Origin of the sequence: Ochrobactrum sp. AP1BH01-1, from assembly GCF_018066705.1 — a bacterium.
In the GTDB taxonomy this organism is placed as follows: Bacteria; Pseudomonadota; Alphaproteobacteria; order Rhizobiales; family Rhizobiaceae; genus Brucella.
In genome coordinates, this window is record NZ_JAGPOU010000005.1 from 239,646 (window position 1) to 263,131 (window position 23,486).

A 23,486-nucleotide genomic window follows, 5' to 3' on the forward strand; every position below is an offset into this window, starting at 1 on the left:
GTATTTACAAATATAATAATAGAATTGTTCAATATATTTCTGAATTTAACAATACTGCAATAGGATAGATATGCGCTATTTTCATGTTGTTTTGATTTTGTTTTTATTTTCTCTCTCGGGATTATGCTCCAGCGCGGCAGAGCCGCAATCAAGGCTGGATCAAATCATTGCCCGCGGAGTTCTGAAAGTCGGCACGCCGGGCGATTACAGCCCGTTCAGCTTCAAAGATCCGAAAACCGGAGAATTTACCGGGCTTGATATCGATCAGGCACACAGTCTGGCAAAGTCCCTGGGTGTCCATCTGGAAATCGTCGAAACATCGTGGCCGACGCTCACGCAGGATTTTCGCGACGACAGGTTCGACATCGCGATGGGCGGTGTTTCGATCACGCTGGAACGGCAAAAGATCGGATTGTTTTCCCATTCCTATCTGGAGGATGGGAAGGCTCCGATTGCACGCTGTGCAGACAAGGACAAATACAGGACAATAGCCGAGATAGATAAGCCCGGTGTGAAGGTTATCGCCAATCCGGGCGGCACGAATTCTGTATTCGTGCGCGACAATATCAGACAGGCGCAAATCATCGCATGGAAGGACAATAAAAGCATCTTTGACGCGCTCGCAGCCGGGGAAGGCGACGTGATGATTACCGACGGCGCGGAAACGCACTATCAGCAGAAGCTGCGCCCCGGCATCCTGTGCGCTGTTGATGTCGCTAAACCCTTCAATCATATCGAAAAAGCCTACTGGATTCAGCGTGATCCCTACTGGGCTGCTTTCGTCGATCAGTGGATCGACCTGTCGAAACAGGACGGCAGTTTCGATGCAATCCGTGACGAGTGGATCAATTGACGAGATCAGGCTGGCCGGTTGCACGGACAGGCATGGCAAGCATCGCCATATCGATGATCTTTTGCACCGCGGCGCGTGAATTGCCGTCGCGGGCTTCAAAAGAGATGCTCTGCTGGATCATGTGGTAGAATTCGGTCATCTGCGCAATATCGGCATGCGCAGGTAAGTCACCGGCATCGATAGCCCGTTCCAAACGCTTGAAAAGCCGCTCATGATTGGCGTGACGGATAGCCTGGAGAAATTCCTTCACAGGCACATTTTCAGGTTTGCATTGGATCGAGCTGACGCTGATCATGCAGCCGCCCGCCGGGCAGGCGAATGCGCTGTCTGCACTCAGTTCCAGCCATTGGCGCAAGCCGTCATGAATGGTTGGCGCATTTTCAAGCGCGTCGAAAGGGGCTGCACCGATTGTGCGGCGATAATAATCGACAGCCTCACGAAACGCCTGCTCCTTGTTGCCAAAGGCGGCATAGAAGCTTGGCGGGGTGATGCCGATGGCGGTCGTGAAATCGTTGATCTGGGCGCATTCATAGCCCTTGGCCCAGAAAACCTTCATCACCTTTTCCAGCGCGGCATCTCGGTCGAAGCTGCGCGGGCGTCCGCGTGGAACCATTTTTCTCCCTTTCTATAGTCTTCTCTATATAATTCTCTTGACCGTTGGGGGCAAGGTGATAATAGATTATGTAATCTACACTACATAAATAGGATTCGTCCCATGAACGATACGTGCGAATCTGCCCTTGCGGCGGAAGGGGTGGCTGTGCCTGCAAAAAAGGCGCGCGCAATCCCGCTGGTTGTCTATTGCCTCAGTCTCGGTGTTTTTGCGCTCACAACTTCGGAATTGATGATTTCCGGCATGTTGCCTTCGCTTCAGCAGGCGTTCGGCCGCTCCATTGCCGATATCGGCAATCTGATATCGCTCTATGCGCTTGGCATGATGGTAGGCGGGCCGTTGGTAACGATACTGTTTCTGGCGCTGAAGATTGAGAACAAGCGGGGACTCCTGCTTCTGCTGGTCTTCTATGCGGCCGCGCAAAGCGTTGCGGCGTCCACCAGCAGTTTTCAGGTCTTGCTCGTTGCCCGCGTCCTGACCGGCATGGCGGCGGCGACAAGCTTCGGGTTGATGCTGGCCATCACGGCGCAGCTCGTCGGGCCGGAACTGCGCGGGCGCGCCTCGTCGCTCGTTTTTGCGGGCCTCATGCTTTGCACCGTCTTCGGTGTGCCCATAGCAACCGCAATCACCAATGCGTTCGGCTGGCGGGCGAGCTTCTGGGCCATTGTTGTTCTGATCCTCGTCTGTGCGCTCGTCATTGCAATCAAGATTGAGTCGTCGCCCGATGCGCCGCAGGCCGATCTGCGTTCCGAACTGAACGAAATGCGCAAGCCGAAACTCTGGGCTGCCTACGCCACAAGCGCGCTCGTCATCGGCTCCTCCTTCGCCGTCTACAGCTATCTGTCGCCGATCACGACGCAGCTTGCCGGCTTTTCGGCGATGCAGGTGCCATTGCTGCTGGCAGTCTATGGCGGCGCCAATATCATCGGAAATTATGTTACCGGGCGGTTCGCCGATCGCCATACGATCCCGACTATCGCTATCGGTATCCTGTTCATGCTGTCGGCCATGCTGATCTTCGCGCTTTTCGCAGAGTTGAAGCCCGCTGCAATCCTCGCCATCGTGATGATCGGCCTGACGGGGATTGCGCTCAATCCGGCCTTCATCGCGCGGGTGATGCGGATCGCACATCCGGGCGCGCTGGTAAACGCGATGCACGCTTCGGTCATCAATATCGGCCTCGGGCTGGGGCCGTGGGTTGGCGGACAGGCAATGGAGGCCGGGTATAGCCTTCATGCGCCGCTCTGGGTCGGCTTTGCGATGACATTGGCCGGGCTTCTGACACTCGCACCGCCAGCTTTGCGCAGGATGTAAAAAAAGGGAGCCCGAGAGGCTCCCTTTTTTTTGGAATATTTTGATCAGAGACCGGTCAGCGCAAGTTGCTGTTCGTTGTAACGCTTGCCTGCAATCAGGTTCGGCGTGGACACTTCGTCCAGGCGTTGCAGGTCCTCCGGTGTCAGCACAACTTCGACAGCTTTCACATTGTCTTCCAGATGGCGGATTTTTCGCACGCCGGGGATCGGCACGATGAAATCGCCTCGGCTCAACACCCACGCCAGCGCCAGTTGCGCAGGCGTGACCTGCTTTTCCTGCGCAATCTCGACGATGCGATCCACCTGCCGGTTGTTGGCTTCCAGATTGCCCGGCTGAAAACGCGGCAGGGTCTTGCGGAAATCGTCTTCGGCAAGGTCCGACTGCGAGCGCAATGTGCCAGTCAACATGCCGCGCCCGAGCGGACTATAAGGTACGAAACCAATACCGAGTTCACGGCAGACGAGCAGCACACTCTCTTCCGGATCGCGTGCCCATAGCGAATATTCGCTTTGCAGCGCGGCGATGGGGTGGACCGCATGCGCACGGCGCAGGGTGGAGGCTCCCGCTTCGGAAAGACCGATGGTGCGAATTTTTCCCTCATAGATGAGGTCCTTCAAGGTGCCGACCACATCTTCGATCGGCACGGACGGGTCGACGCGGTGCTGGTAGAACAGGTCGATCACATCGATGCCGAGCCGCTTCAGGGAAGCTTCGGCTACGTCGCGAATATGTTCGGGACGGCTATCGACGCCCTTCATCTGGCCGTCTTCGATCTTGAAGCCGAACTTCGTTGCAATCGTCACCTTGTCACGGAACGGTTTGAGCGCCTTGCCGACGAGTTTCTCGTTCTCGAACGGACCATAGACCTCTGCCGTATCGAAAAATGTCACGCCGAGATCGACGGCGCGGTGCAGGGTGCGGATGGCGTCCTGCTCGTCCTGTCCGCCATAGGCATGGGTCATTCCCATGCAGCCGAAACCAAGGGCGGAAACACTCAATTGCTGGCCGAGTTTGCGCTGTTGCATTGTAGTCCCTTTTGAATGATTGATTGAAAGTACTGAAAATTGTGCGGGAAATCGGAAGGTGAACGGGGCTGGGCGGGCCTTCGCAGCGACTGCAATCCGCCCGAACATCATGCTGCGAACCATAAAACGGGGCGATCAGTTCGATAATACCGATTTATTTTCACGGCTTGTTCTGTAATTTATAACAATGAATCGAAGTCAACTGTCACAGCTTGCCGTTCTTGCCGCTGTTGCCGCGCATGGAAGTTTTCGCGGCGCGGCGCGGGAATTGGCGATTGCCCCCTCAGCCGTCAGCCATGCGGTGGCCGCGCTGGAGGACAGTCTGGGCGTGCGCCTTCTGGCCCGCACAACGCGCAGCGTCGCGCCGACGGAAGCCGGGCGGCAATTGCTGGAGAGACTGGCGCCGGCGCTTGAGGAGATCAATGCGGCTTTGGGTGCGGCGGTCGATTCGCGGGATCGCCCGTCAGGGGTGCTGCGCATCACTGCGCCCTATGTGGCGGCGCAGCTTGTCATTGCGCCGCGTCTGGGCGAATTCGCCAGAGCCTATCCCGATATCACGCTCGACCTGCGGGTGGAAAATGGCTTCACCGATATCGTAGCGGCGGGCTTCGATGCAGGCGTGCGCCTTGGCGAAAGTCTCGAAGCGGATATGATTGCAACGCGGTTGACCGGCAATGTGCGTGCGGCAATCGTCGCAGCCCCGGCTTATTTTGCGAACCGTCCGGCTCCTGTCGAACCGCGCGATCTTCTGCATCATGCCTGCATCCGCCATCGGTTTCCGAGTGGGCGAACCTATCGCTGGGAATTTGAAAAGGCGGGCGAAGCGCAGGAAATCGCCATAGAAGGACCTTTGATCGTCAATGACGACAGGGTTATTCTCGAAGCAGCTTTGAACGGTACCGGGCTTGCCTATCTGTTCGAGGCCTATGTGCACGACGCTTTAGCGGAAGGACGTCTTGTCCGGGTTCTGAAAGACTGGTGTCAGCCTTTCGCTGGGCTTTATCTCTATTATCCAAGCCGCCGCCAGATGCGCCCGGCGTTGCGCGCTTTCATCAATTTTTATCGTCATGGAAGCAGTCAATGAAAGTACTGTCGAACCATTTGCGCCATGCTGGTCTCTCGCCCTCACAGCAGCGGAATATCTTTTCGCAGATGGTGCTGGAAAGCCCGATGCTGACGGATGCGCTGCATCGGCTGCAAGAGCTGGGCGGAAAGGCGTCCGAGTTCTGGCTCGTTTCGGGCGCGCTTTACAACACCATCTGGAACCGGCTGACCGGGCGACCGAACCTGCATGGAATCAAGGATCTCGACATCATCTATTTCGACGGCAGCGATCTTTCCTGGGAGGCGGAGGATGCGGTTATCGCGCGCGGCGCTGAAATCTTTCGCGATTTTCCGCTTCCAGTCGAGATACGCAATCAGGCACGGGTGCATCTGTGGTTCGAAAAACGATTCGGAAAGCCTTATCCGCCGCTTCTTTCCGCGACCGAATCGATAGAACGCTATTCGACGATTGCCCATTGTGTGGGCGTGCGGCTGGCAAAGGACGGCGAGACGGCCGAGGGCGGGCTGCTCATCCACGCTCCTTTCGGCCTCGACGATATTTTTTCATTTCGCATTCGGCCCAATCGTGCCATCGATAACCGCGAAACGCATGAAATCAAGGCTGCCCGTGCGCTGCAATTCTGGCCGGAACTGATCGTTCAGGGCTGGGACGTGCCGGATTGAGTTCATAAGAATGAGGGAATTGCATGTTTCGTTGGGGTATTCTTTCAACCGCCAAGATTGGTGTCACGCAGGTGATTCCAGCACTTTGCGCTTCCGAGAATGGCGTCGTTCATGCCGTCGCAAGCCGTGATCAGTCGCGTGCGCGTGCTGTCGCCGACCGTTTCGGTGCGCCGCTGGCATTTGGTTCCTATGAAGAGCTTCTCGCAAGCGACGCTGTCGATGGCGTCTATATTCCGCTGCCGACTTCGCAGCATATCGAATGGAGCCGCAAGGCGGCGGAAGCGGGCAAGCATGTCCTGTGCGAAAAGCCGATCGCGCTCAAGGCCGATGATATAGACCAGCTCATCGCGGCCAGGGACGAGCATAAGGTCACGATAGCTGAAGCCTTCATGGTCTATTACCATCCCCAGTGGATCAAGCTGCAGGAACTTCTGGCCGAAGGCGCCATCGGCAGGCTTCGCCATGTGCAGGGTGTCTTTTCCTATTTCAATGTCGATCCGGGTAATATGCGCAACCAGCCGGAACTGGGCGGCGGTGCTCTGCCGGATATCGGCGTCTATCCGACTGTGGTCACCCGCATGGTCACGGGTCAGGAGCCGCTATCGGTCCAGGCGTCGGTGGAGTATGATCCCGCCTTCGGTACAGACCGCTACGCCAATGTTTCGGCCCGTTTCGACGGCTTTGATCTGACCTTCTACGTCGCCACGCAGCTTGCAGGACGCCAGACAATGGTTTTCCATGGCGACAAGGGCTTCATCGAAGTCTACGCGCCTTTCAATACCGGCAAATACGGTCATGGCGGCATTGCGCTTTTCGATGCGGGTCATACCACGGCAAGCGAATGGTCGTTCGGTGATGCCAATCATTATCAACTGCAGGCTGAAAGCTTTGTGCGGGCCGCGCAGGGCGACAGGGATGCGCGGCTGTTCTCGCTTGAGAACTCGAAGGCGAACCAGCAGTTCATCGACGCGGTCTATCGTGCGGGCAAAACCGGCGTGAGCGAGACAGTCCGTTGATCCTGTAAGGAATATCGGGCAAGGAATCTGTCTTTGTCCGGCTCTTGTGACTTGCAGTGAAAAACCGCGTTTCTTATATACGCCTCGCACAGGGCATTGATGTGCGTCTGGAAACCGGGAGCGGTATCCGGATGCGCATCGTGAAAAGAGCATTGTGAAACCGATAGGAACCGCCCATGGAACGCTCGGTAGAGGTCTTGGCGGTTTGCTGAATGGAGAGAAATATGGCTAAAGTTATTGGTATCGATCTGGGAACGACCAACTCCTGCGTATCCGTCATGGACGGCAAAAGCGCGAAGGTCATCGAAAATGCCGAAGGTGCGCGTACAACCCCTTCGATCGTTGCATTCAGCGACAGTGACGAACGTCTCATTGGTCAGCCTGCAAAGCGTCAGGCCGTCACCAATCCGGAAGGTACCATTTTTGCGGTCAAGCGCCTGATCGGCCGCCGTTTTGACGACCCGATGGTTACCAAGGACAAGGGCCTGGTTCCATACCAGATCGTCAAGGGCGATAATGGCGACGCCTGGGTTGAAGTCCACGGCAAGAAATATTCCCCGTCGCAGGTCTCTGCGATGATCCTTCAGAAGATGAAGGAAACCGCTGAGTCCTATCTCGGCGAAACCGTCACGCAGGCTGTCATCACCGTTCCGGCCTACTTCAACGACGCTCAGCGCCAGGCAACCAAGGATGCCGGCAAGATCGCTGGTCTCGAAGTGCTGCGCATCATCAATGAGCCGACTGCGGCTGCGCTCGCTTACGGTCTGGACAAGAACGATGGCAAGACCATCGCCGTCTACGACCTTGGCGGCGGCACCTTCGACGTGTCGGTTCTTGAAATTGGCGATGGCGTCTTTGAAGTGAAGTCGACCAACGGCGACACCTTCCTCGGCGGTGAAGACTTTGACATGCGTCTGGTCGAATACCTCGTTTCCGAGTTCAAGAAGGAAAGCGGCATCGACCTCAAGAACGACAAGCTCGCTCTGCAGCGCCTCAAGGAAGCTGCCGAAAAGGCCAAGATCGAACTGTCGTCCTCGCAGCAGACCGAGGTTAACCTGCCGTTCATCACGGCGGACGCCACCGGTCCGAAGCACCTTGCCATCAAGCTGTCGCGCGCCAAGTTCGAAAGCCTGGTCGATGATCTCGTCCAGCGCACCATCGAGCCTTGCAAGGCTGCACTGAAGGACGCTGGCCTCAAGGCTGGCGAAATCGACGAAGTTATTCTGGTCGGCGGCATGACCCGCATGCCGAAGATTCAGGAAGTCGTGAAAGCCTTCTTCGGCAAGGAGCCGCACAAGGGCGTCAACCCTGACGAAGTGGTCGCCATGGGCGCGGCAATTCAGGCAGGCGTTCTGCAGGGCGACGTGAAGGACGTTCTGCTGCTCGACGTGACCCCGCTTTCGCTCGGCATCGAAACGCTGGGCGGCGTGTTCACCCGTCTGATCGACCGCAACACCACGATCCCGACCAAGAAGTCGCAGACCTTCTCCACCGCCGAGGACAACCAGTCGGCCGTGACGATCCGCGTCTTCCAGGGCGAGCGTGAAATGGCTGCCGACAACAAGATGCTCGGCCAGTTCGACCTCGTCGGCATTCCGCCCGCACCGCGTGGCGTGCCGCAGATCGAAGTGACTTTCGACATCGACGCCAACGGCATCGTCAACGTCACGGCCAAGGACAAGGGCACCGGCAAGGAACACCAGATCCGCATTCAGGCATCCGGTGGTCTGAGCGATGCCGACATCGAAAAGATGGTCAAGGACGCCGAGGCGAATGCCGAAGCCGACAAGAAGCGCCGCGAGGCTGTTGAAGCCAAGAACCAGGGTGAAAGCCTCGTTCACTCGACCGAAAAGTCGCTGAGCGAATATGGTGACAAGGTTTCAGCTGAGGACAAGAAGGCCATTGAGGATGCTCTCGCAGGCCTCAAGACCGCGCTCGAGGGCGATGATGCCGATGACATCAAGGCCAAGACGCAGACGCTCGCCGAAGCTTCCATGAAGCTCGGTCAGGCCATGTACGAAGCCGCTCAGGCTGCTGAAACCGGCGCTGCCGGCGGTAGCGAAGAAAAGGCTTCGAACGACGATGTTGTCGACGCCGATTATGAAGAAATCGACGACGACAAGAAGAAGTCGTAATTTCAGGCTCAATACGCTCAAGCCCGGGGTTTGCCCCGGGCTTTTGCCAATTTTCGAGATGTTCATATTCGCAGGTTTTGTATAAGCCTGCATAGAGGCCGGTGTCGGTGGAATTCCGATGGAAGCATCGGGCAAAGCCTCCATTTGAAAAATAGCTCTGGCCTGCATACATCTTGAAAAGCACGAGGCGGTTTCGGGCAAAGTGGGTGCTGATACTGAAACCCGGAGTGCTCCTCCGACATATGGGTCGGAACGCACTTCGATCGATGAACAATTGGAAACGCTGGCCCCTGACGAGTGTTGAATGCTTCGGGGCGTATCGCACGAATGTGGGGACCGGTTTCGGGATACGATGTCCGTGAAAACAAAAGGCGCGTTCCTGTCGCCGGGATAACGAACTGATGAAGATCGACTACTACGAAGCTCTGGGTGTTGAAAGAACAGCCGACGACAAGACCCTGAAGACGGCCTTTCGCAAACTCGCCATGGAATATCATCCGGATCGCAATCCGGATAATCCGGAGGCTGAACGCAAGTTCAAGGAAATCGGCGAGGCTTACGAAACGCTGAAGGACCCGCAGAAGCGGGCCGCCTACGACCGGTTTGGCCACGCAGCCTTTGAAAATGGCGGCATGGGTGGCGGTTTCGGCAATGGTTTTGCCGGTGGCGGCGGTTTTGCCGATATCTTCGAAGACATTTTTGGCGAGATGATGGGCGGCGGTCGCCGTCGCTCCAGTGGCGGACGCGAACGCGGCGCCGATCTTCGCTACAACATGGAGGTGTCGCTCGAAGAGGCCTATGCGGGCAAGACCGCACAGATACGCGTTCCGACCTCCATTACCTGCGACGAGTGCTCCGGTTCCGGCGCGAAGGCCGGTTCGCAGCCCACCACCTGTACCATGTGTTCGGGTTCGGGCCGTGTCCGCGCTGCCCAAGGCTTTTTCTCGGTGGAGCGCACCTGTCCGACCTGTAATGGCCGCGGGCAGATCATCAAGGACCCTTGCGGCAAGTGCCATGGTCAGGGTCGCGTCACGCAGGAACGTTCACTGTCGGTCAATATTCCGGCAGGCATCGAAGACGGCACCCGTATCCGTCTTGCCGGTGAAGGCGAAGCCGGTATGCGCGGTGGCCCGTCGGGCGATCTCTACATTTTCCTTTCCGTCAAGCCGCATGAATTTTTCCAGCGCGACGGCTCGGACCTCTATTGCAAGGTGCCGATCTCGATGACGACGGCAGCACTTGGCGGGCAGTTCGAAGTATCGACGCTCGATGGCACGCAGACGCGGGTCAAGGTCCCGGAAGGCACGCAAAACGGCAAGCAGTTCCGCCTCAAGGGCAAGGGTATGCCCGTACTGCGTCAGGCAGCTGTCGGCGATCTATATATACAAATCGATATCGAGACGCCGCAGAACCTGTCCAAACGTCAGCGAGAACTGCTTGAAGAGTTCGAAAAACTTTCCTCGCAGGAGAACAGCCCGAAATCAGCGGGGTTCTTCTCAAGAATGAAGGAATTCTTCGAAGGTATCGGAGAGTAATAAAGGGAGCCTTTCGGCTCCCTTTTTTGTTCTTTTCCTTATTCCCGCCTTGCTTAAGGAATTTAAAGCGGCATAAACTTGTCCAATAACGACAATGGGAGCAGCAAGAATGGCAGGACAGCTCGGCAGGAAACTGGCCGCTAAGTTCGATGAGGAGATCCGTTTTTTCAAGGGATGGATTGACGGGCCGAAAGCCGTTGGGGCCATTTTGCCCACGAGCTCCATTACAGCGCGCCGCATGGCTAGCGTCATCGACATCGGTTCCGGGCTTCCGGTTCTGGAGCTCGGACCGGGTACGGGCGTCATCACCAAGGCGATCCTGAAACAGGGCGTGAAACCTGCCGACCTTTATTCCATCGAATATTCGCAGGATTTTGTGGACCACCTGAATACGACTTTTCCAGAGGTCAACATCATTCAGGGCGATGCATTCGATCTCGACGCCGCGCTGGGTGAGAAGAAGGACCAGAAGTTCGACTGCATCATTTCTGCCGTGCCGATGCTGAATTTCCCAGTGGACCGGCGCGTCCAGCTGGTGGAAAGTCTGCTTTCGCGCATTCCACGGGGCCGGCCCCTGATGCAGATCACCTATGGTCCCCTGCCGCCGGTTCCAGCCGGTCGCGGCAACTATGTCGTCCAGCACTATGATTTCGTGGTGCGGAATGTGCCACCGGCACAGCTCTGGGTTTATCGCAGCCCATTGGTCTAATTTCGCACGAGGCTTTTCATGACTGCACGTATTCTCGTCTTCGCGGGCTCGGTTCGCATCGGCGCTTTTTCCGGCCATATGGCGGATGCCGCCGAAAAGGAATTGCGGACGCAAGGCGCTGAGGTCACGCGTATCACGCTTGCCGATTATCCGCTGCCCTTGATGGACCAGAATCTGGAAAAGGAGCATGGCGTTCCAGAAAACGCCATGAAGCTCGGTCGGCTGTTTGCCGAACACGACGCGCTTCTGATCTGCTCGCCGGAATATAATGCCTCAATCCCGCCGCTGCTGAAGAACACGCTCGATTGGATCAGCCGCATTTCCAGGGACGGCGACCAGCCGCTTCGCCCCTATAGCGGGCTCACGGTGGGTCTGTGCTCGACGTCGGACGGCATATTCGCCGGTATGCGCGGACTTTATCATCTGCGCGCGGTGTTGATGGCGGTTGGAACGCAGGTCGTGACCGAACAATGCTCGGTCGGTCGCGCCTCGGTGGCATTCAACGAGGACGGCACGCTCAAGGACGAGCGCAGCGCCAAGATGCTCACTGCCGTCTGCCAGAGCGTGATCAGCCGGGTCGGCTGATTCTCCCGTTCAATCTGCATATTTCAGGGCGCGGTATCTTTCGTACCGCGCCTTGTTGTGCGATTAGAGCATGATCCCGAAAAGTGGGCACCGTTTTCGGAAAAGATCATGCTCAAGCAAAATGCTTGGGCGGGATGATGTTCAACGTGAAATGGATCCCGCTCAAGATAAATTCACAGCGGAGAATTTCATGACGACGACAGAATTGCGCGATCAGCTGATCGTGGGCCTCGACGTGCCAACTATCGCCGAAGCGGAAAAAGCCGTAGAGGAACTCGGTGATGCGGTCTCCTTCTACAAGATCGGCTATCAGCTGGTTTTTGCGGGCGGCCTCGATTTTGCGAAGAGCCTGATTGCGGCGAAGAAGAAAGTCTTCCTCGACATGAAGCTGCTCGATATCGACAACACCATCGCCAAGGGCGTGGAGAATGTCGCGAAGATGGGCGTTTCGATGCTCACGCTGCATGCCTATCCAAAAGCTATGCGCGCTGCGGTCGAAGCCGCCAAGGGATCAGATATTTGCCTGCTCGGCGTGACGGTGCTGACCTCGATGGACGATGCCGATCTGCGGGAAGCCGGTTATTCCGACAACGCGGAAACGCTGGTCCTGAAGCGCGCGCGTCAGGCGCGGGAGGCTGGCATGGGGGGCATTGTCGCTTCTGCCGTGGAGGCTGCGGCCATTCGTCAGGCCATTGGTCCGGACATGGCCATCGTCACGCCGGGTATTCGTCCCTCCGGTTCAGCAAAGGGTGACCAGAAGCGGGTCATGACCCCTGCGGATGCCTTGAAGGCCGGAGCCAGCCATCTTGTCGTTGCACGACCGATCGTCGGTGCGATCGATCGCAGAGCGGCAGCCCTTGCCATTCTGGAAGAAATGCGCTCGGTTGCGTAAATAATTTTCGAGGAGGAAAGCATGACGAAAGCCTATTGGATTGCCCGCGTGGACGTCCGTGACCCCGAGCGATACAAGGACTATGTTTCGACGGCAAAACCGGCCTTTGAGCGTTATGGCGCAAATTTCATCGCACGCGGCGGCAAGGCTGAAGCCGTTGAAGGGCCGGGCCGCGCCCGCAATGTCATCATCGAATTCGAGACCATGCAGCATGCGCTCGATTGCTACAATTCTCCCGAATATCAAGCCGCCAAGGCGATCCGGCAGGAGGTCGCCGACGGCGAGATACTCATCGTGGAAGGTATTTAATCAAAAGGGCCCGTGCGGGCCCTCTTGTTTCTATAGCCGGACCGGCGGATCGTGTCGTCCGGCAACTGTGAGATCAAGCAGCAGGACCTTTCCCGCGTGGCGATCGGACCGGCGAGCCTCTTCGTCCAGTCCTTCATGGGCGCTTGTCACGATCATCGCCGTTGCATCCGGTCCGACGAAAGCCGGGCATGATGGCTGGCGCACAGGCAACGGAACGGAGCGGATGAGACGGCCTTGCGGTGAATAGGCATTGAGCGAATTGCCGCCCCAGCAGGCATTCCACAGCGTGCCTTCGGCATCAACGACCGAGCCATCGACACCGCCCTCTTCGGTTCGGTGGTGGAAGACACTTTTGTCGGATATCGGCAAGCCGGTTTCAGGATCCGTATCGACCCGCCAGATGATGTTGCGATCCGTATCGGCGAAGTAGGCTATCTTTCCGTCGGGAGAAAAGCAGATCGAATTGGTGATCGTGATGCCGGAGAACAGCTTTTTCACCTGCCCTTCCCGATACCACCAGATGGAACCGGCATCGGGTTCGGCTTTTTTGCCCATCGTGCCGATCCAGAACGACCCTGACGGATGCACCCGCGCGTCGTTGGAGCGGGTGATTTCATTGTCCGCTTCAAGCGGATGATGGAGGGTCAGCCGCCCGTTGGCGCGCTCACGAATGAATAGCCCGTGTTCGCTGACGATCAACTGCCGGTCGCGGTCGATCACGGCCAGCGCGCTCGCTTTCATGCCGAGCGCATGGACATGTGTTTCGCCGCTGTCCCAGTTCTTCTCTATCAGTTTCTGGCCGAGAATGTCGAACCACCAGACATTTCCGCTCAGCGGATCGTAGCCGGGGCCTTCGCCCAGTTCTGCTACTTGGTCGGCAAACAGGGTAGTGTTAACGACGGTCACCTTTTCCTCCCGAAACGGCCGCGGCGATTGCGTCCAGCATAGACAATGGATGGAAGCCGATCCAGTTCAACTTCACGCACCGAGAAAGCACAACCTATGTCCGGGCCGGATTGAGAGAAAGGACTATATTGCCTGATCATTCCGTTTTAGATTTCCCGCAACTTCGAATCGCGAGGAAATCATGGCTCTCAAAGTCGCGGTCCAGATGGACCATATCAGCACGGTGAATATCGCGGGCGATACCACATTCGCCCTCTCGCTCGAGGCGCAAAAGCGCGGTCATGAGCTTTACCATTATACGCCGGACCGGCTTTCAATGCGCGACGGCGTGGTTTCTGCCCGTTTGGAAAAGATGGAAGTGCGCGATATCAAGGGCGATCACTATACGCTGGGTGAGCCGATCCGCCGCGATCTGTCGGAAATGGATGTGGTTCTGCTGCGTCAGGACCCGCCATTCGACATGAACTACATTACCACGACCCATCTGCTGGAGCGGATTCACCCGAAAACACTCGTGGTCAACGATCCGGCATGGGTGCGCAACAGTCCCGAAAAAATCTTCGTGACAGAGTTTCCTGACCTGATGCCGGAAACGCTGATCACCAAGGACCCTCAGGAAGTCATGGATTTCCGTCGCGAGTTCGGCGACATCATCTTGAAGCCGCTTTACGGCAATGGCGGCGCGGGCGTGTTCCATCTGGCCGATGGCGATCGCAACCTGACCTCGCTTCTGGAAATGTTCGGTCAGCTCTTCAAGGAGCCTTTCATCGCGCAGCGCTATCTGAAGGATGTGCGCGCCGGTGACAAGCGCATCATCCTGATCGATGGCGAACCTGTCGGCGCAATCAACCGCGTGCCTTCGGAAACCGATGCCCGTTCCAACATGCATGTCGGTGGCCGCGCCGAACAGAGCAAGCTCACGCCGCGTGAACGCGAAATTTGCGAGCGCATTGGCCCATCGCTGAAAGAACGTGGCTTCATTCTGGTCGGCATCGATGTGATTGGCGACTACATGACCGAAATCAACGTCACCTCGCCGACTGGCATCCGCGAAATCCAGCGTTTCGACGGAACCAACATCGCAGCCCTGTTCTGGGACGCAGTCGAAGCCAAGCGTTAATTTGTTCCCTTAACGTTCTTGTGTTTGCCGCTCGTCCGTGCTTAACTCTTCAAGTTGTATTTGAGTATTTACTCACTTAAGAGTGGTGCGTGGCGAGCGGGGGCACATGGTCGCGCGGGTTGGAACAGTTGCTTTTCAGGGCATAGAGGCTGTGCCTGTCGACGTGCAGGTTATGGTGGCGCCGGGCAAGATGGGCATTTCGATGTATGGGCTAATTAAATTAGAATGTTTACACTAAATCGTCGTCCCTTAGAACGTAGAATTAGCCGATCACTGGCGGGATGATGCGAGTGTTGAAAGTGAAATTAATTCGTCTATCCACGCATCGTCCAGCTTTTCAGCATGAAGGATAAGGCTCCGAAGCTTCAGACGACGCTCCGATTTGGTATGCTCAGACATTTCATCCGACCAACCGAAGAAATAATTTGGTTCAATTTCCAACGAGTTACAGAGTGAAAGGACTGCGTCATAAGACGGCTTGTTTACTCCAGACTCCAATTTACTGAGCGTGATTGTTGATAATCCGGACTTCAACGCCAATTCGTCCTGCGTTAATCCGAAATATTTTCTCGCAGTTTTGAGGCGTTCGCCAAAGCTTCGCGCGGTTGTTGTCGTGGAGCGGGTACTCGTCATTCATATCTGATGAGACAAGAAACCGCGCAAAAGAATATCCAGAGGTATTATAATTCAGTTGAAACCAGTCTAATTATATAATAATTTCCAAAAACTTATCCATTGGTATGAGTTTCAGGAGGTTTCCCTTCATATTTTTTGAGGAGAAAACCGATTTGTCTCGAGAAAGGGAATGATAGTGAAATCAGGAGTGACAGCATTCTTGTTGTGGTGTTGCGGCTTCGTTGGGCTATGCGGACTTCACCGCTTCTACCTGGGTAGACCGTGGACAGGCTTGCTTTGGCTTTGCACTCTCGGTTTGCTGGGAATTGGCCAACTGATCGACCTTTTCATGCTAGGCTCAATGGTCCGTCAAACTAATTTACTGAACGGGTTAGCGCGTGCGTCAGCGAATGTTTCCAATCACAACGTCGTTGCTCCGGTGATTCACGTTAACGTCGATCCTACAAAGCTGTCGTCCTGATATAGGAGTTAGGAGTGCTAAACTCCGTCACAACCAACCGTGAACTGTCTTCAAACATCCTGAAAACAAGAATCTGGAATGGTTTGGGGCTTTCCATGCTGGTACTTCTCTTGGGTGCAGCAGAGAAACCCGTTCCGGTTGAATCGGAGAGGTCCAGTTTGGCGGAGGCAGCCGACCAAATCTTGAGCGAGAACAAGACGTGCACTGCGATAGATGACGGATGCATCACTTGTTCTTTGGGCGGTCGTGAACTGGTTTGTTCAACGCCTAGAATCGCGTGCATTCCTCATGAGTTGAAATGCACACTGACATCGAGTGGTCATGTTGACGGAGGCGCGAACAGATGAGAATTCCCTTGGTTCCCACAGTGTGCTTGATGGCGCTATTCGTCGGTCATCTATCCCCAGCTTACGCGGAAAAAATGCGTTTAAATAAGCTGGATCGGAAAACCGAAGTCTATCTTCAACGAGGATTGAACGACGCAGACTCCAGATGCTTCACGTACATTCTCAAGAAATTACGGAAAGAAGATACCAAACAGTGGTACATCAGCTTTGAGGAACCTGACCAAGTTGGTGTTGGATTTGGTGCGGCGGATTCCGATTCGAATTATTCGTGCGAAAATGGTCAACTCGTAAGCTATGAGATCGGGGAAAAATACGTAATCAAAACCTTCAGATAGCCGTGATGGGCAGCTTATCTCTCGACGTGCACATTTCCCAGTTGTCCATTCATCCGGTGACCAATGAGAGCAAGCCGTCCTCGCTTTGGCAGGAAGGTGATAATCGCACCCGAGTAGGTATATACTTTTCGTCCATCAGTAAGCTTCTGGTAGTATATGGAATGTTACCCCTAGATCATCACCATCTCTGGTGAAAGCATCAAATTTCATTGTATATGATATCACTTTATCTATATCGCTCGTATACCGCTTTACATCCACATTCTCAATGTCAATTGCACCACTAGGTTTCTCTAGGATGTTCTTGATAACTTTATCAAAACACTCCTTCATCGAAGAATTCAAAAGCCAAACAGAATGTATATGGATGTTATTCAAGTCTCCCACTTCACTCCAGTAGCGTGACCCATTCGCATCAATGCATGCAATACTCAGAGGCTTCTCTGAGTTTGGAGCCTTATTATATTTTCTCCCTAATGCCTCTCGACAAACCAGATTATACAGATGACGGAATTGCTTTAGCTCAACCTCACCAATTGCATACTCCCGATCTTCATCCTTGTATTTTTGTAAAATTTTATTCTGGTTGAACACCAATGTTACGAAGTAGAAATTGAATATCAGATAGGTCTCAAATGTTTGATATGCAACTTTCTCAAACTCATATCTTTCCTTGATTAATTCCCTTATCCATCCAATAAGGGCCTCACTATATTCAGATTTTTTTATTTTATTCATTGCTCATTTTCCCATTTTAACACTTACAAATGTCCGCTTTGTCGGTCAATTATGTTCTCCAATCTAATTAAAGTTACATTCCATAGCGTTAAATATTTTTTATGTTTTTCTTTTATATGGCTTTTGCACACTATGACGGGAGGCAAAAAACTGATTCTTATAGTACAATAATATGATGTTATATTATAATTACAAATTATATACATAGACAATAATACCAATTTTATATCCATTTTCTTTTTGTAATATATTTAAACATAATAATATACTCCCACCGAAGGGTAGGACGAAAATATGCAAACGAGTCGAGTAAAAACGCAGAGGATAGCCGTAAGGTAGATAATTCGAGCCTATATGGACTATTTAGGCTCGGACGCAGGCCAACTCGGATTCTAGCTAATTTTTTTGGGGGATTACCGAGCAACTGGAACCACAGTTGCGGGGCTCGGTGGCATGTTACTTCTGGCTTCGACGACGGCGGCAGGAACGGGCACCAATGAGAAGTTCGCAGCCGGAGACTGAAGCACTGTATTGATTACTGGGAAAGCGATCAGCCGTTCCGACAAATTCTCGTCACTTACCCTGATAGTACAGAGGCAAATCTGACGACTGAGACCTACGACGATGGCTGTTCGGTTCTCCGGCGGCGTGATTGGTACGTTGCCGATGACACCGAGTCAGCTGAAAGACGTGAGAAATCTGTATCACGCCCGTCAGTACCAAAAAGAATGAGCCGCGAAGCCGTCTATGACTGCTGTAACTAAGGTCACTGAGGAGGCGTTTGATTAAAATCAGCCAGCCCGAAAATGCATTCAGAAAAATTGCGTTCTTCATCTTCTAAAGAAGATGCATTCAAATCAAAATAATATTGATGCAATGCTATACCTTTTATTCGCCCTATCAACGACAGACCACCTCTTCCGTCGGGTCTCTTCTGCGTCACAACCACAACATTTTTGGTGTCGTATGCTAAAGCATAAGATATTACTTGATTTATATCGTCTCTATTAGGCTTATCCTTGTATTTTACTTCGACAACAAGGGATTTTTTTGTAGTCTTCTCCTTGATAACGATGTCTGGTTGGGCGGGCGGATTCTTCCGGTCATCGAAGAGAGGTTTCTGTCCTCCGTTGTTGCCGTCTAGTACCCAGAATTCTTCATTATTCCGCGCCTGCAAAATGTTTCTCAGGTAATTTTCAAACAAAGTTTCGAAGTTTATAAGGAAGCCACTCATTTCGATGTCATTGCCCTCAGACTGTATGGATATGTAGTTGTCTGAAAGAGCCATGATGGCGATGGATAGCGGTTTGTAGTAATAATCCCTACAGGCAGGTAGCGACCTTTTACTGATACTCTGGAAGCAGTATTGAAGGTCCGAGGACGTGGCGCGGCGAATTGTATTCGGCATATGCCTTAGAAAATTGGCGAGCTCAACAAATTCCTTACTACTCCCAATCCCACTTTTAATAGCGTTTTGAAGAAGCAGTTCGCAGGCGCTCCGCAGAACACGGTTCACGCTAATGTCAACTAAGTGTTCAAACCTTGAGGTGACAACCTCGTGTGTATTTCCGACGCTCCAACACCTTTTTATAGTAGCTGTAAAATCCAGCTTTCCTCGAAATTGGGAGCTTTCGTGAGTGCGCCGAGTGTATTCCTTGTGAAAGCCGTTAGTTGATATCGCCTTGATCGCCCCAGCAAAATCGCGTGCAACGAACTCGAAGATACTGAGAATCGAATTGCTTTCAGAGCGATAAGAGTGCTGAGTTTCGGTTAGATTCACCAAATCGCCATGAGCGACATCCACGATGCGAGCAACACTTCTGACGGGAAGTCTAGGTGTCACCTCAATGGTGATGTTCCGCGTTAATGGAATTCGCCCCACGAAGGGCCCCGCAGACACGACCGCTTTGCTCTGCCGGAACTGCAAAAATAAATATCCACGGTGCTCAACAAACGGAAAAATCTGCGAGACACCATCGTGGAATAGTTGAGAAATATCAACCTCGCACGACTTTCTCGACTCAAGAGCAATATTAATCTTCTTATCGTTCGACGGAGTCACTTAGCACCTGATTTGTAGACTCCGCTGGGGAAGAAGGTTCTATGGGTGCACTAGCCAATTCCAGAGCAGTTATACCGGCAACACAAGCGGTCCAAAGAGCTTCTACCTCGGAAAGCGCATCTGGAGAGAACCGGAGTTTTTTCTTGACGAGAAACTTGATTTGGGTTTCCCAGAGGCGAAGAAGAGAATCTTTGTCTCGCACAGTTCTGAAAACAGCGTGTCCGATTTCAAGGTAGCTTTGGAGTCCAACGAAAAATTCGACGGTTCGACCTAATACATGGTTCTCAGTTCCGTTATCCGCCAGAAATTTACTCAACGTCTCCTTATTTGGATACATCGTCACCTTCGACCAACGGCGCTCCATTGCTGTATCTATTTCATCGACGGAGCGGTCATCTGGGTTCATCGTGGCGAGGAAGATGAGGTTCTTGGGGATTGCAACCCGTCTTCCGGACAGCAGATAAAAAGGAACATCTCTAAGAGAACTCTCCATATAGGTTAAAGCTTCTCCAATAACCCTTGCTGGATCAGAGCGACTAAACTCATCTATAATTATTACAACCGGTAAATCCGTGGAAGATGCGACCGAAATCATCTTTAGAAGATGCTTATCGGTCAGGCGGAACCCGCCTCCATTATCCGGCGTATACCCCTCAACGAAATCTTCATATTGGTATGAGGGGTGAAATTGGACGTCGCACACACGCGTTAGGTCGCCGTTGGTTAACTTCAGAGCGATCTGGCGAGCATACCATGATTTCCCTGTACCCGGCGGCCCGACAAACATGATCCCCGACGCATTGTCGATGGTGAGTAGCTTTTGGACCTCAAGTAGGATCGGGTCGTCATCGTCAATGGAAGAAGCGATAACGTTAGATGGGTCCTCTGATTTATCGGAGTTGATGGCGACAGCGTCATTAAGATGTTCAAACCACGCCCTCTGGTTTTCGCCAAAATCGAGCCACTGCTGATGCTTCGCCAATTCCTCAGGAACAAGTAGCGCGCCAAGGGCTGTGAAGGATCTTCTGCCTTGCGTAGGCTCTTTATCGATCAGGAGCCCCCCAAACCCTGCAGCAGAAAACCAAGGCGTTATCCGACGAGCTGCCTGTTCAGAGTCGGGGTAAATGGCAGGCCCCAAGTGAGCAGTTGCGCTTTCTGTATTCTGCGGATCATAGTCATTGTTAGTCCGTGCGGCTTCTATTTTAGCGATGGCCTCATCGACTTCTTCAGAGCGCATAGCGCGCAGTAGTACCCGATGCACCTCTTCCCAATGTAGGGTCTTAAGGCGGTCGATGGCCCGCCAGATAGCTCGATAAGGCAGAACATCACATTCAGCCGGATATCCTCTGTTTTTGGTAGTGGGGTTGAGTAGTTGTTGGCGACCCAACACCCGCACTGCTGTCGCGGCGATCTTCAACCTCTCCCGATCCACCGCACTTTTACATTCAGCGTGCCCGTCTAAAATGACTTCCCCGAAGTGCGTATGATGTAGTATGCCGTCTTCGACCCATACAAGGCCCAACTCTTGAAAAAGCTTTTTCCAAGTTTCCAGCCGGTTCTCTGTGATCTGCTCCTTGAGATTCGCTCTTATTTCATCGTAAGGGCGTCGGTAGGGCTGACCCGAGCTTTGAAGAAAGCCCATAAGCCGGGAGTTTAGCTCTCCCAGCTCAAGGCGAAAATCGGCATCTGCCAGCACATCTCGCAGGGGAGTGCCCCAATTATCTATAGGCAAGTATCGGACCCCTTTTGTTCACAGTGGAGCTTGGATAAAGTATCAGAATCGGTAATGGTACCATCGGGTGAGATGAATAGCACGGGATTACCCTGCACGTTAAGATGCATAGGAACGCTCAAGTGAACGCAGAGATTGATGTAATTGATTTGTTCTGCGGATGTGGTGGATTAAGCACCGGATTTCAGTCTGTCCAGGGCGGTTATCGATTTAACGTGTTAGGAGGCGTTGACGTTGATACTCACGCAGCGATGACCTTTCAGAAACAGGTCAATGCGCCGGTCTTGGTCGCGGACGTCAGAAAACTACTTGCCGAGGAAGAGCTATCAAAGGCATCTGGCCTCTGGAAACCACGTGGGGAGGGTCCGCTCGTGGTGGTCGGCGGTCCCCCGTGCCAAGGCTTCTCAGCTCACAGGAAAAAAGACCTTCGGAATGATTCTCGCAACGACTTAGTTGATGTGTTTTTTCAGGTAGCGCTAAAGCTAAAGCCCGAATTCATTTTAATGGAAAACGTGCCAGAGGTTTTTGATGATAAGCACTGGCCTGCAATCTCGAAAACGATAGAAAGAGTTGAGAATGCGGGATATCGGGTTCGCGCTCGCGTTCACAACCTTGCCGACTTCGGAGTACCCCAAGCCCGGTTTCGCGCCGTGATCATCGCCAGAAGGGGCGGCCGTGTGTTTAATTTTCCTCGGGAACTAGAGGCGAGCCACCGTACAGTGCGCGATGCAATCGGTTCACTGCCGCCTATAAGAGCCGGTGAGCAGCACCCTGACGATCCAATGCATGTCGCGCCGGCCCACACAAACCGGATTCTAGAGTTGATAGCATCGGTGCCCCATGACGGTGGTAGTAGGAATGAAGCAAACCGTGAACTCCTACCCAATTGTCATGACGAGGTGGATGGCTTCCGAGATGTGTATGGAAGATTGGCTTGGGATCGACCTTCTATAAGTATTACGTCGAAGTCCTCAACCCCATCATGTGGGCGATTTCTCCACCCAGTGCAGGATAGGAATATTTCGGTGCGCGAGGCAGGCCTTTTGCAGGGCTTTCCGTCGGACTTTGTTTTTTCTGGTCCTCTGGTTCAACGATACCGCCAAATCGGAAACGCAGTCAGTCCAATTTTTTCGCGACATTTGGCAGCTCAAATCATTGTCGAGCTGGCTACACCTTCCGTTGAATGCCTTGACCTGGAAAGGGATGTTTGGAGCGCGCAAGGCCGATCATTTACCAGCTCCATCGCAGCCAAAAAGAAGAGAGGCCGCTCAGGTCAGCGTTCTGTTTGTAATCGGTTGACAGCAATCGATCTGTTCGCTGGTGCAGGTGGACTCAGCTTAGGCTTAATGCGTGCGGGATTTGACGTCCGATTAGCACTCGATAATGACCCTGACGCAGTCCGGACGTATCGTTACAATTTAGGGCCGCACATAATTCAGCGTTCCGCGAATGACATTTCTTTTACCGAGATTTTGGCCCTTTCCGGTGTAAGTCCAGGTGAATGCGACTTCTTAGTCGGGGGGCCTCCATGCCAGGGCTTTTCTCAACAGCGAAGAGGAAATGATGAAGACAAGCGCAATGATCTGATTCATTGGTTTGGCTCTGCTATCGTTCACATTCGACCGAAAGTGTTCATGTTGGAGAACGTGCCTTACATAGCAGCCAAACGAGGGCGCGCGATACTCGCGGAATTCATCCATCAGGTTGAAGGTGCTGGCTATCGCGTGCAAACCTCAATTGTAGATGCATCGAATTATGGCGTGGCTCAGCGTCGCCAGCGATTCATAGCTGTGGGGTTCTCGAGCAATCTGGCTGGGGGTTTTACGCTGCCGCTCTCTGCCGATGTTTCGGGACGGACGGTTCGCGATGTTATCGGCCAATTTCCGACTCCCGACATCAAGCAAGAACATCCGGATTTTGCAAATCATATTGGAACTGCCATATCGGAAGACAACCGCAAGCGGATTTCTTATGTGCCCCAAGGAGGGGGCTGGATGGACATCCCTGAAGAGCTTCGTCTGAACTGCCATACTAATCATCGCGGTCATGGGCACCTTGATGTTTATGGACGCCTCAGCTGGTCGGGCTTGGCGACAACCATAACAGCTCATTCGGATAGCTTTACACGTGGACGATATGCCCATCCAGAGGAAAACAGACCATTGACTGGACGGGAACTTGCGGCATTGCAATCCTTCCCCGCTTGGTTTCGGTTTGTAGCCGACAAAAAGAGCGTTGCGAGATTGATCGGCAATGCGGTTCCGCCGGCCTTAGCCGAGACTTTAGCCGCGGCTGTAAGGGAAGAACTGCTGCGGCCAGACAACATGCGATTGAAAATTAAAAGGGTCGCATGAGCGGCTAGAAAAATTTTTAACCTTGCAGAGGCTAAAGACCTTACCTGGACATGCTCTGAATTACTCCGCTTTTTACTGAAGT

Annotated in this window: 21 protein-coding genes and 1 pseudogene; 15 read left to right on the forward strand and 7 right to left on the reverse strand. The window is 53.5% G+C overall.

Translation table 11 applies throughout. The features are described from left to right. Window positions 1-70 precede the first annotated feature (70 nt). Window positions 71-853 carry a transporter substrate-binding domain-containing protein gene (locus tag J9800_RS18995; protein WP_114214451.1) on the forward strand — a complete coding sequence of 261 codons (783 nt, stop codon included), beginning with the start codon at window positions 71-73 and terminating at the stop codon, window positions 851-853. Here J9800_RS18995 and J9800_RS19000 read toward each other — a convergent pair. Then, window positions 846-1,466, reverse strand: a complete 621-nt coding sequence (locus tag J9800_RS19000; protein ID WP_114214450.1) for a TetR/AcrR family transcriptional regulator — start codon at window positions 1,464-1,466, stop codon at window positions 846-848. The genes J9800_RS18995 and J9800_RS19000 overlap by 8 nt on opposite strands. A gap of 102 nt (window positions 1,467-1,568) precedes the next feature. Here J9800_RS19000 and J9800_RS19005 point away from each other — a divergent pair, with 102 nt between their 5' ends. Next, on the forward strand, window positions 1,569-2,780 hold the full coding sequence (locus tag J9800_RS19005; protein WP_114214449.1) for an MFS transporter: 1,212 nt from the start codon (window positions 1,569-1,571) through the stop codon (window positions 2,778-2,780). Between the two features lie 44 nt (window positions 2,781-2,824). On the opposite strand, the gene J9800_RS19010 is transcribed toward J9800_RS19005, so the two are convergent. Continuing rightward, window positions 2,825-3,805, reverse strand: a complete 981-nt coding sequence (locus tag J9800_RS19010) for an aldo/keto reductase (RefSeq protein ID WP_114214651.1) — start codon at window positions 3,803-3,805, stop codon at window positions 2,825-2,827. 187 nt (window positions 3,806-3,992) lie between these two features. Here J9800_RS19010 and J9800_RS19015 point away from each other — a divergent pair, with 187 nt between their 5' ends. From J9800_RS19015 to J9800_RS19055, 9 genes are all read left to right on the forward strand, one after another. Then, window positions 3,993-4,889, forward strand: a complete 897-nt coding sequence (locus J9800_RS19015) for a LysR family transcriptional regulator (protein ID WP_112586899.1) — start codon at window positions 3,993-3,995, stop codon at window positions 4,887-4,889. Further along, window positions 4,886-5,533: a nucleotidyltransferase family protein gene (locus tag J9800_RS19020; protein WP_114214448.1), complete on the forward strand. Its 648-nt coding sequence runs from the start codon at window positions 4,886-4,888 to the stop codon at window positions 5,531-5,533. The genes J9800_RS19015 and J9800_RS19020 overlap by 4 nt, the downstream gene beginning before the upstream one ends. A 23-nt stretch (window positions 5,534-5,556) precedes the next feature. Next, entirely contained in the window at window positions 5,557-6,549 is a 993-nt protein-coding gene (locus J9800_RS19025) for a Gfo/Idh/MocA family protein (RefSeq protein ID WP_114214447.1), read from the forward strand. A gap of 224 nt (window positions 6,550-6,773) precedes the next feature. After that, window positions 6,774-8,684, forward strand: coding sequence for a molecular chaperone DnaK (gene dnaK / locus J9800_RS19030; protein ID WP_112586905.1), 1,911 nt, complete (start codon window positions 6,774-6,776; stop codon window positions 8,682-8,684). 401 nt (window positions 8,685-9,085) lie between these two features. Further along, complete coding sequence (gene dnaJ / locus J9800_RS19035; protein ID WP_162707435.1) at window positions 9,086-10,219, forward strand: molecular chaperone DnaJ; 1,134 nt, start codon at window positions 9,086-9,088, stop codon at window positions 10,217-10,219. Between the two features lie 109 nt (window positions 10,220-10,328). Next, a complete protein-coding gene (gene pmtA / locus J9800_RS19040) occupies window positions 10,329-10,928 on the forward strand; it encodes a phospholipid N-methyltransferase PmtA (protein ID WP_112586909.1) in 600 nt (199 codons plus the stop codon). An 18-nt stretch (window positions 10,929-10,946) separates the two neighbouring features. Next, a complete protein-coding gene (locus tag J9800_RS19045; RefSeq protein WP_112586911.1) occupies window positions 10,947-11,513 on the forward strand; it encodes an NADPH-dependent FMN reductase in 567 nt (188 codons plus the stop codon). Window positions 11,514-11,703: 190 nt separating this feature from the next. After that, complete coding sequence (pyrF, locus tag J9800_RS19050; protein ID WP_114214650.1) at window positions 11,704-12,405, forward strand: orotidine-5'-phosphate decarboxylase; 702 nt, start codon at window positions 11,704-11,706, stop codon at window positions 12,403-12,405. Between the two features lie 21 nt (window positions 12,406-12,426). Beyond that, window positions 12,427-12,714 (forward strand): DUF1330 domain-containing protein, encoded by a 288-nt coding sequence (locus J9800_RS19055; RefSeq protein ID WP_114214446.1) that lies wholly within the window; start codon window positions 12,427-12,429, stop codon window positions 12,712-12,714. Between the two features lie 30 nt (window positions 12,715-12,744). Here the strand turns inward: J9800_RS19055 and J9800_RS19060 are convergent, their stop codons facing one another. Continuing rightward, a complete protein-coding gene (locus tag J9800_RS19060; protein WP_114214445.1) occupies window positions 12,745-13,620 on the reverse strand; it encodes an SMP-30/gluconolactonase/LRE family protein in 876 nt (291 codons plus the stop codon). Window positions 13,621-13,801: 181 nt separating this feature from the next. Between J9800_RS19060 and gshB the strand changes: the two genes are divergently transcribed. After that, window positions 13,802-14,740 carry a glutathione synthase gene (gene gshB / locus J9800_RS19065; RefSeq protein ID WP_063619846.1) on the forward strand — a complete coding sequence of 313 codons (939 nt, stop codon included), beginning with the start codon at window positions 13,802-13,804 and terminating at the stop codon, window positions 14,738-14,740. A 106-nt stretch (window positions 14,741-14,846) separates the two neighbouring features. After that, window positions 14,847-14,954, forward strand: a pseudogene (locus J9800_RS22250) (ATP-binding protein); the annotation flags it as partial. A gap of 56 nt (window positions 14,955-15,010) precedes the next feature. On the opposite strand, the gene J9800_RS19070 reads toward J9800_RS22250, so the two are convergent. Then, window positions 15,011-15,373, reverse strand: coding sequence for a helix-turn-helix domain-containing protein (locus J9800_RS19070; RefSeq protein WP_112586919.1), 363 nt, complete (start codon window positions 15,371-15,373; stop codon window positions 15,011-15,013). A 172-nt stretch (window positions 15,374-15,545) separates the two neighbouring features. Here J9800_RS19070 and J9800_RS19075 point away from each other — a divergent pair, with 172 nt between their 5' ends. Next, window positions 15,546-15,836 carry a TM2 domain-containing protein gene (locus J9800_RS19075; protein WP_286191814.1) on the forward strand — a complete coding sequence of 97 codons (291 nt, stop codon included), beginning with the start codon at window positions 15,546-15,548 and terminating at the stop codon, window positions 15,834-15,836. 817 nt (window positions 15,837-16,653) lie between these two features. Here the strand turns inward: J9800_RS19075 and J9800_RS19080 are convergent. From J9800_RS19080 to J9800_RS19090, 3 genes are all read right to left on the reverse strand, one after another. Then, a complete protein-coding gene (locus J9800_RS19080) occupies window positions 16,654-17,256 on the reverse strand; it encodes a hypothetical protein (protein WP_112586923.1) in 603 nt (200 codons plus the stop codon). 766 nt (window positions 17,257-18,022) lie between these two features. Further along, window positions 18,023-19,318: a 5-methylcytosine restriction system specificity protein McrC gene (locus J9800_RS19085; protein WP_112586925.1), complete on the reverse strand. Its 1,296-nt coding sequence runs from the start codon at window positions 19,316-19,318 to the stop codon at window positions 18,023-18,025. Further along, window positions 19,299-21,050, reverse strand: a complete 1,752-nt coding sequence (locus tag J9800_RS19090; RefSeq protein WP_162707436.1) for an McrB family protein — start codon at window positions 21,048-21,050, stop codon at window positions 19,299-19,301. Before J9800_RS19090 ends, J9800_RS19085 begins: the two co-directional genes overlap by 20 nt. Before the next feature lie 122 nt (window positions 21,051-21,172). Between J9800_RS19090 and J9800_RS19095 the strand changes: the two genes are divergently transcribed. Beyond that, window positions 21,173-23,404, forward strand: coding sequence for a DNA cytosine methyltransferase (locus J9800_RS19095; RefSeq protein ID WP_162707437.1), 2,232 nt, complete (start codon window positions 21,173-21,175; stop codon window positions 23,402-23,404). Window positions 23,405-23,486: the final 82 nt, after the last annotated feature.

Coding starts and splice junctions, on each gene's coding strand:
- J9800_RS18995 (WP_114214451.1), top strand. CDS start 71: ATGCGCTATTTTCATGTTGTTTTGATTTTGTTTTTATTTTCTCTCTCG.
- J9800_RS19000 (WP_114214450.1), bottom strand. CDS start 1,466: ATGGTTCCACGCGGACGCCCGCGCAGCTTCGACCGAGATGCCGCGCTG.
- J9800_RS19005 (WP_114214449.1), top strand. CDS start 1,569: ATGAACGATACGTGCGAATCTGCCCTTGCGGCGGAAGGGGTGGCTGTG.
- J9800_RS19010 (WP_114214651.1), bottom strand. CDS start 3,805: ATGCAACAGCGCAAACTCGGCCAGCAATTGAGTGTTTCCGCCCTTGGT.
- J9800_RS19015 (WP_112586899.1), top strand. CDS start 3,993: ATGAATCGAAGTCAACTGTCACAGCTTGCCGTTCTTGCCGCTGTTGCC.
- J9800_RS19020 (WP_114214448.1), top strand. CDS start 4,886: ATGAAAGTACTGTCGAACCATTTGCGCCATGCTGGTCTCTCGCCCTCA.
- J9800_RS19025 (WP_114214447.1), top strand. CDS start 5,557: ATGTTTCGTTGGGGTATTCTTTCAACCGCCAAGATTGGTGTCACGCAG.
- dnaK (WP_112586905.1), top strand. CDS start 6,774: ATGGCTAAAGTTATTGGTATCGATCTGGGAACGACCAACTCCTGCGTA.
- dnaJ (WP_162707435.1), top strand. CDS start 9,086: ATGAAGATCGACTACTACGAAGCTCTGGGTGTTGAAAGAACAGCCGAC.
- pmtA (WP_112586909.1), top strand. CDS start 10,329: ATGGCAGGACAGCTCGGCAGGAAACTGGCCGCTAAGTTCGATGAGGAG.
- J9800_RS19045 (WP_112586911.1), top strand. CDS start 10,947: ATGACTGCACGTATTCTCGTCTTCGCGGGCTCGGTTCGCATCGGCGCT.
- pyrF (WP_114214650.1), top strand. CDS start 11,704: ATGACGACGACAGAATTGCGCGATCAGCTGATCGTGGGCCTCGACGTG.
- J9800_RS19055 (WP_114214446.1), top strand. CDS start 12,427: ATGACGAAAGCCTATTGGATTGCCCGCGTGGACGTCCGTGACCCCGAG.
- gshB (WP_063619846.1), top strand. CDS start 13,802: ATGGCTCTCAAAGTCGCGGTCCAGATGGACCATATCAGCACGGTGAAT.
- J9800_RS19070 (WP_112586919.1), bottom strand. CDS start 15,373: ATGACGAGTACCCGCTCCACGACAACAACCGCGCGAAGCTTTGGCGAA.
- J9800_RS19075 (WP_286191814.1), top strand. CDS start 15,546: ATGATAGTGAAATCAGGAGTGACAGCATTCTTGTTGTGGTGTTGCGGC.
- J9800_RS19080 (WP_112586923.1), bottom strand. CDS start 17,256: ATGAATAAAATAAAAAAATCTGAATATAGTGAGGCCCTTATTGGATGG.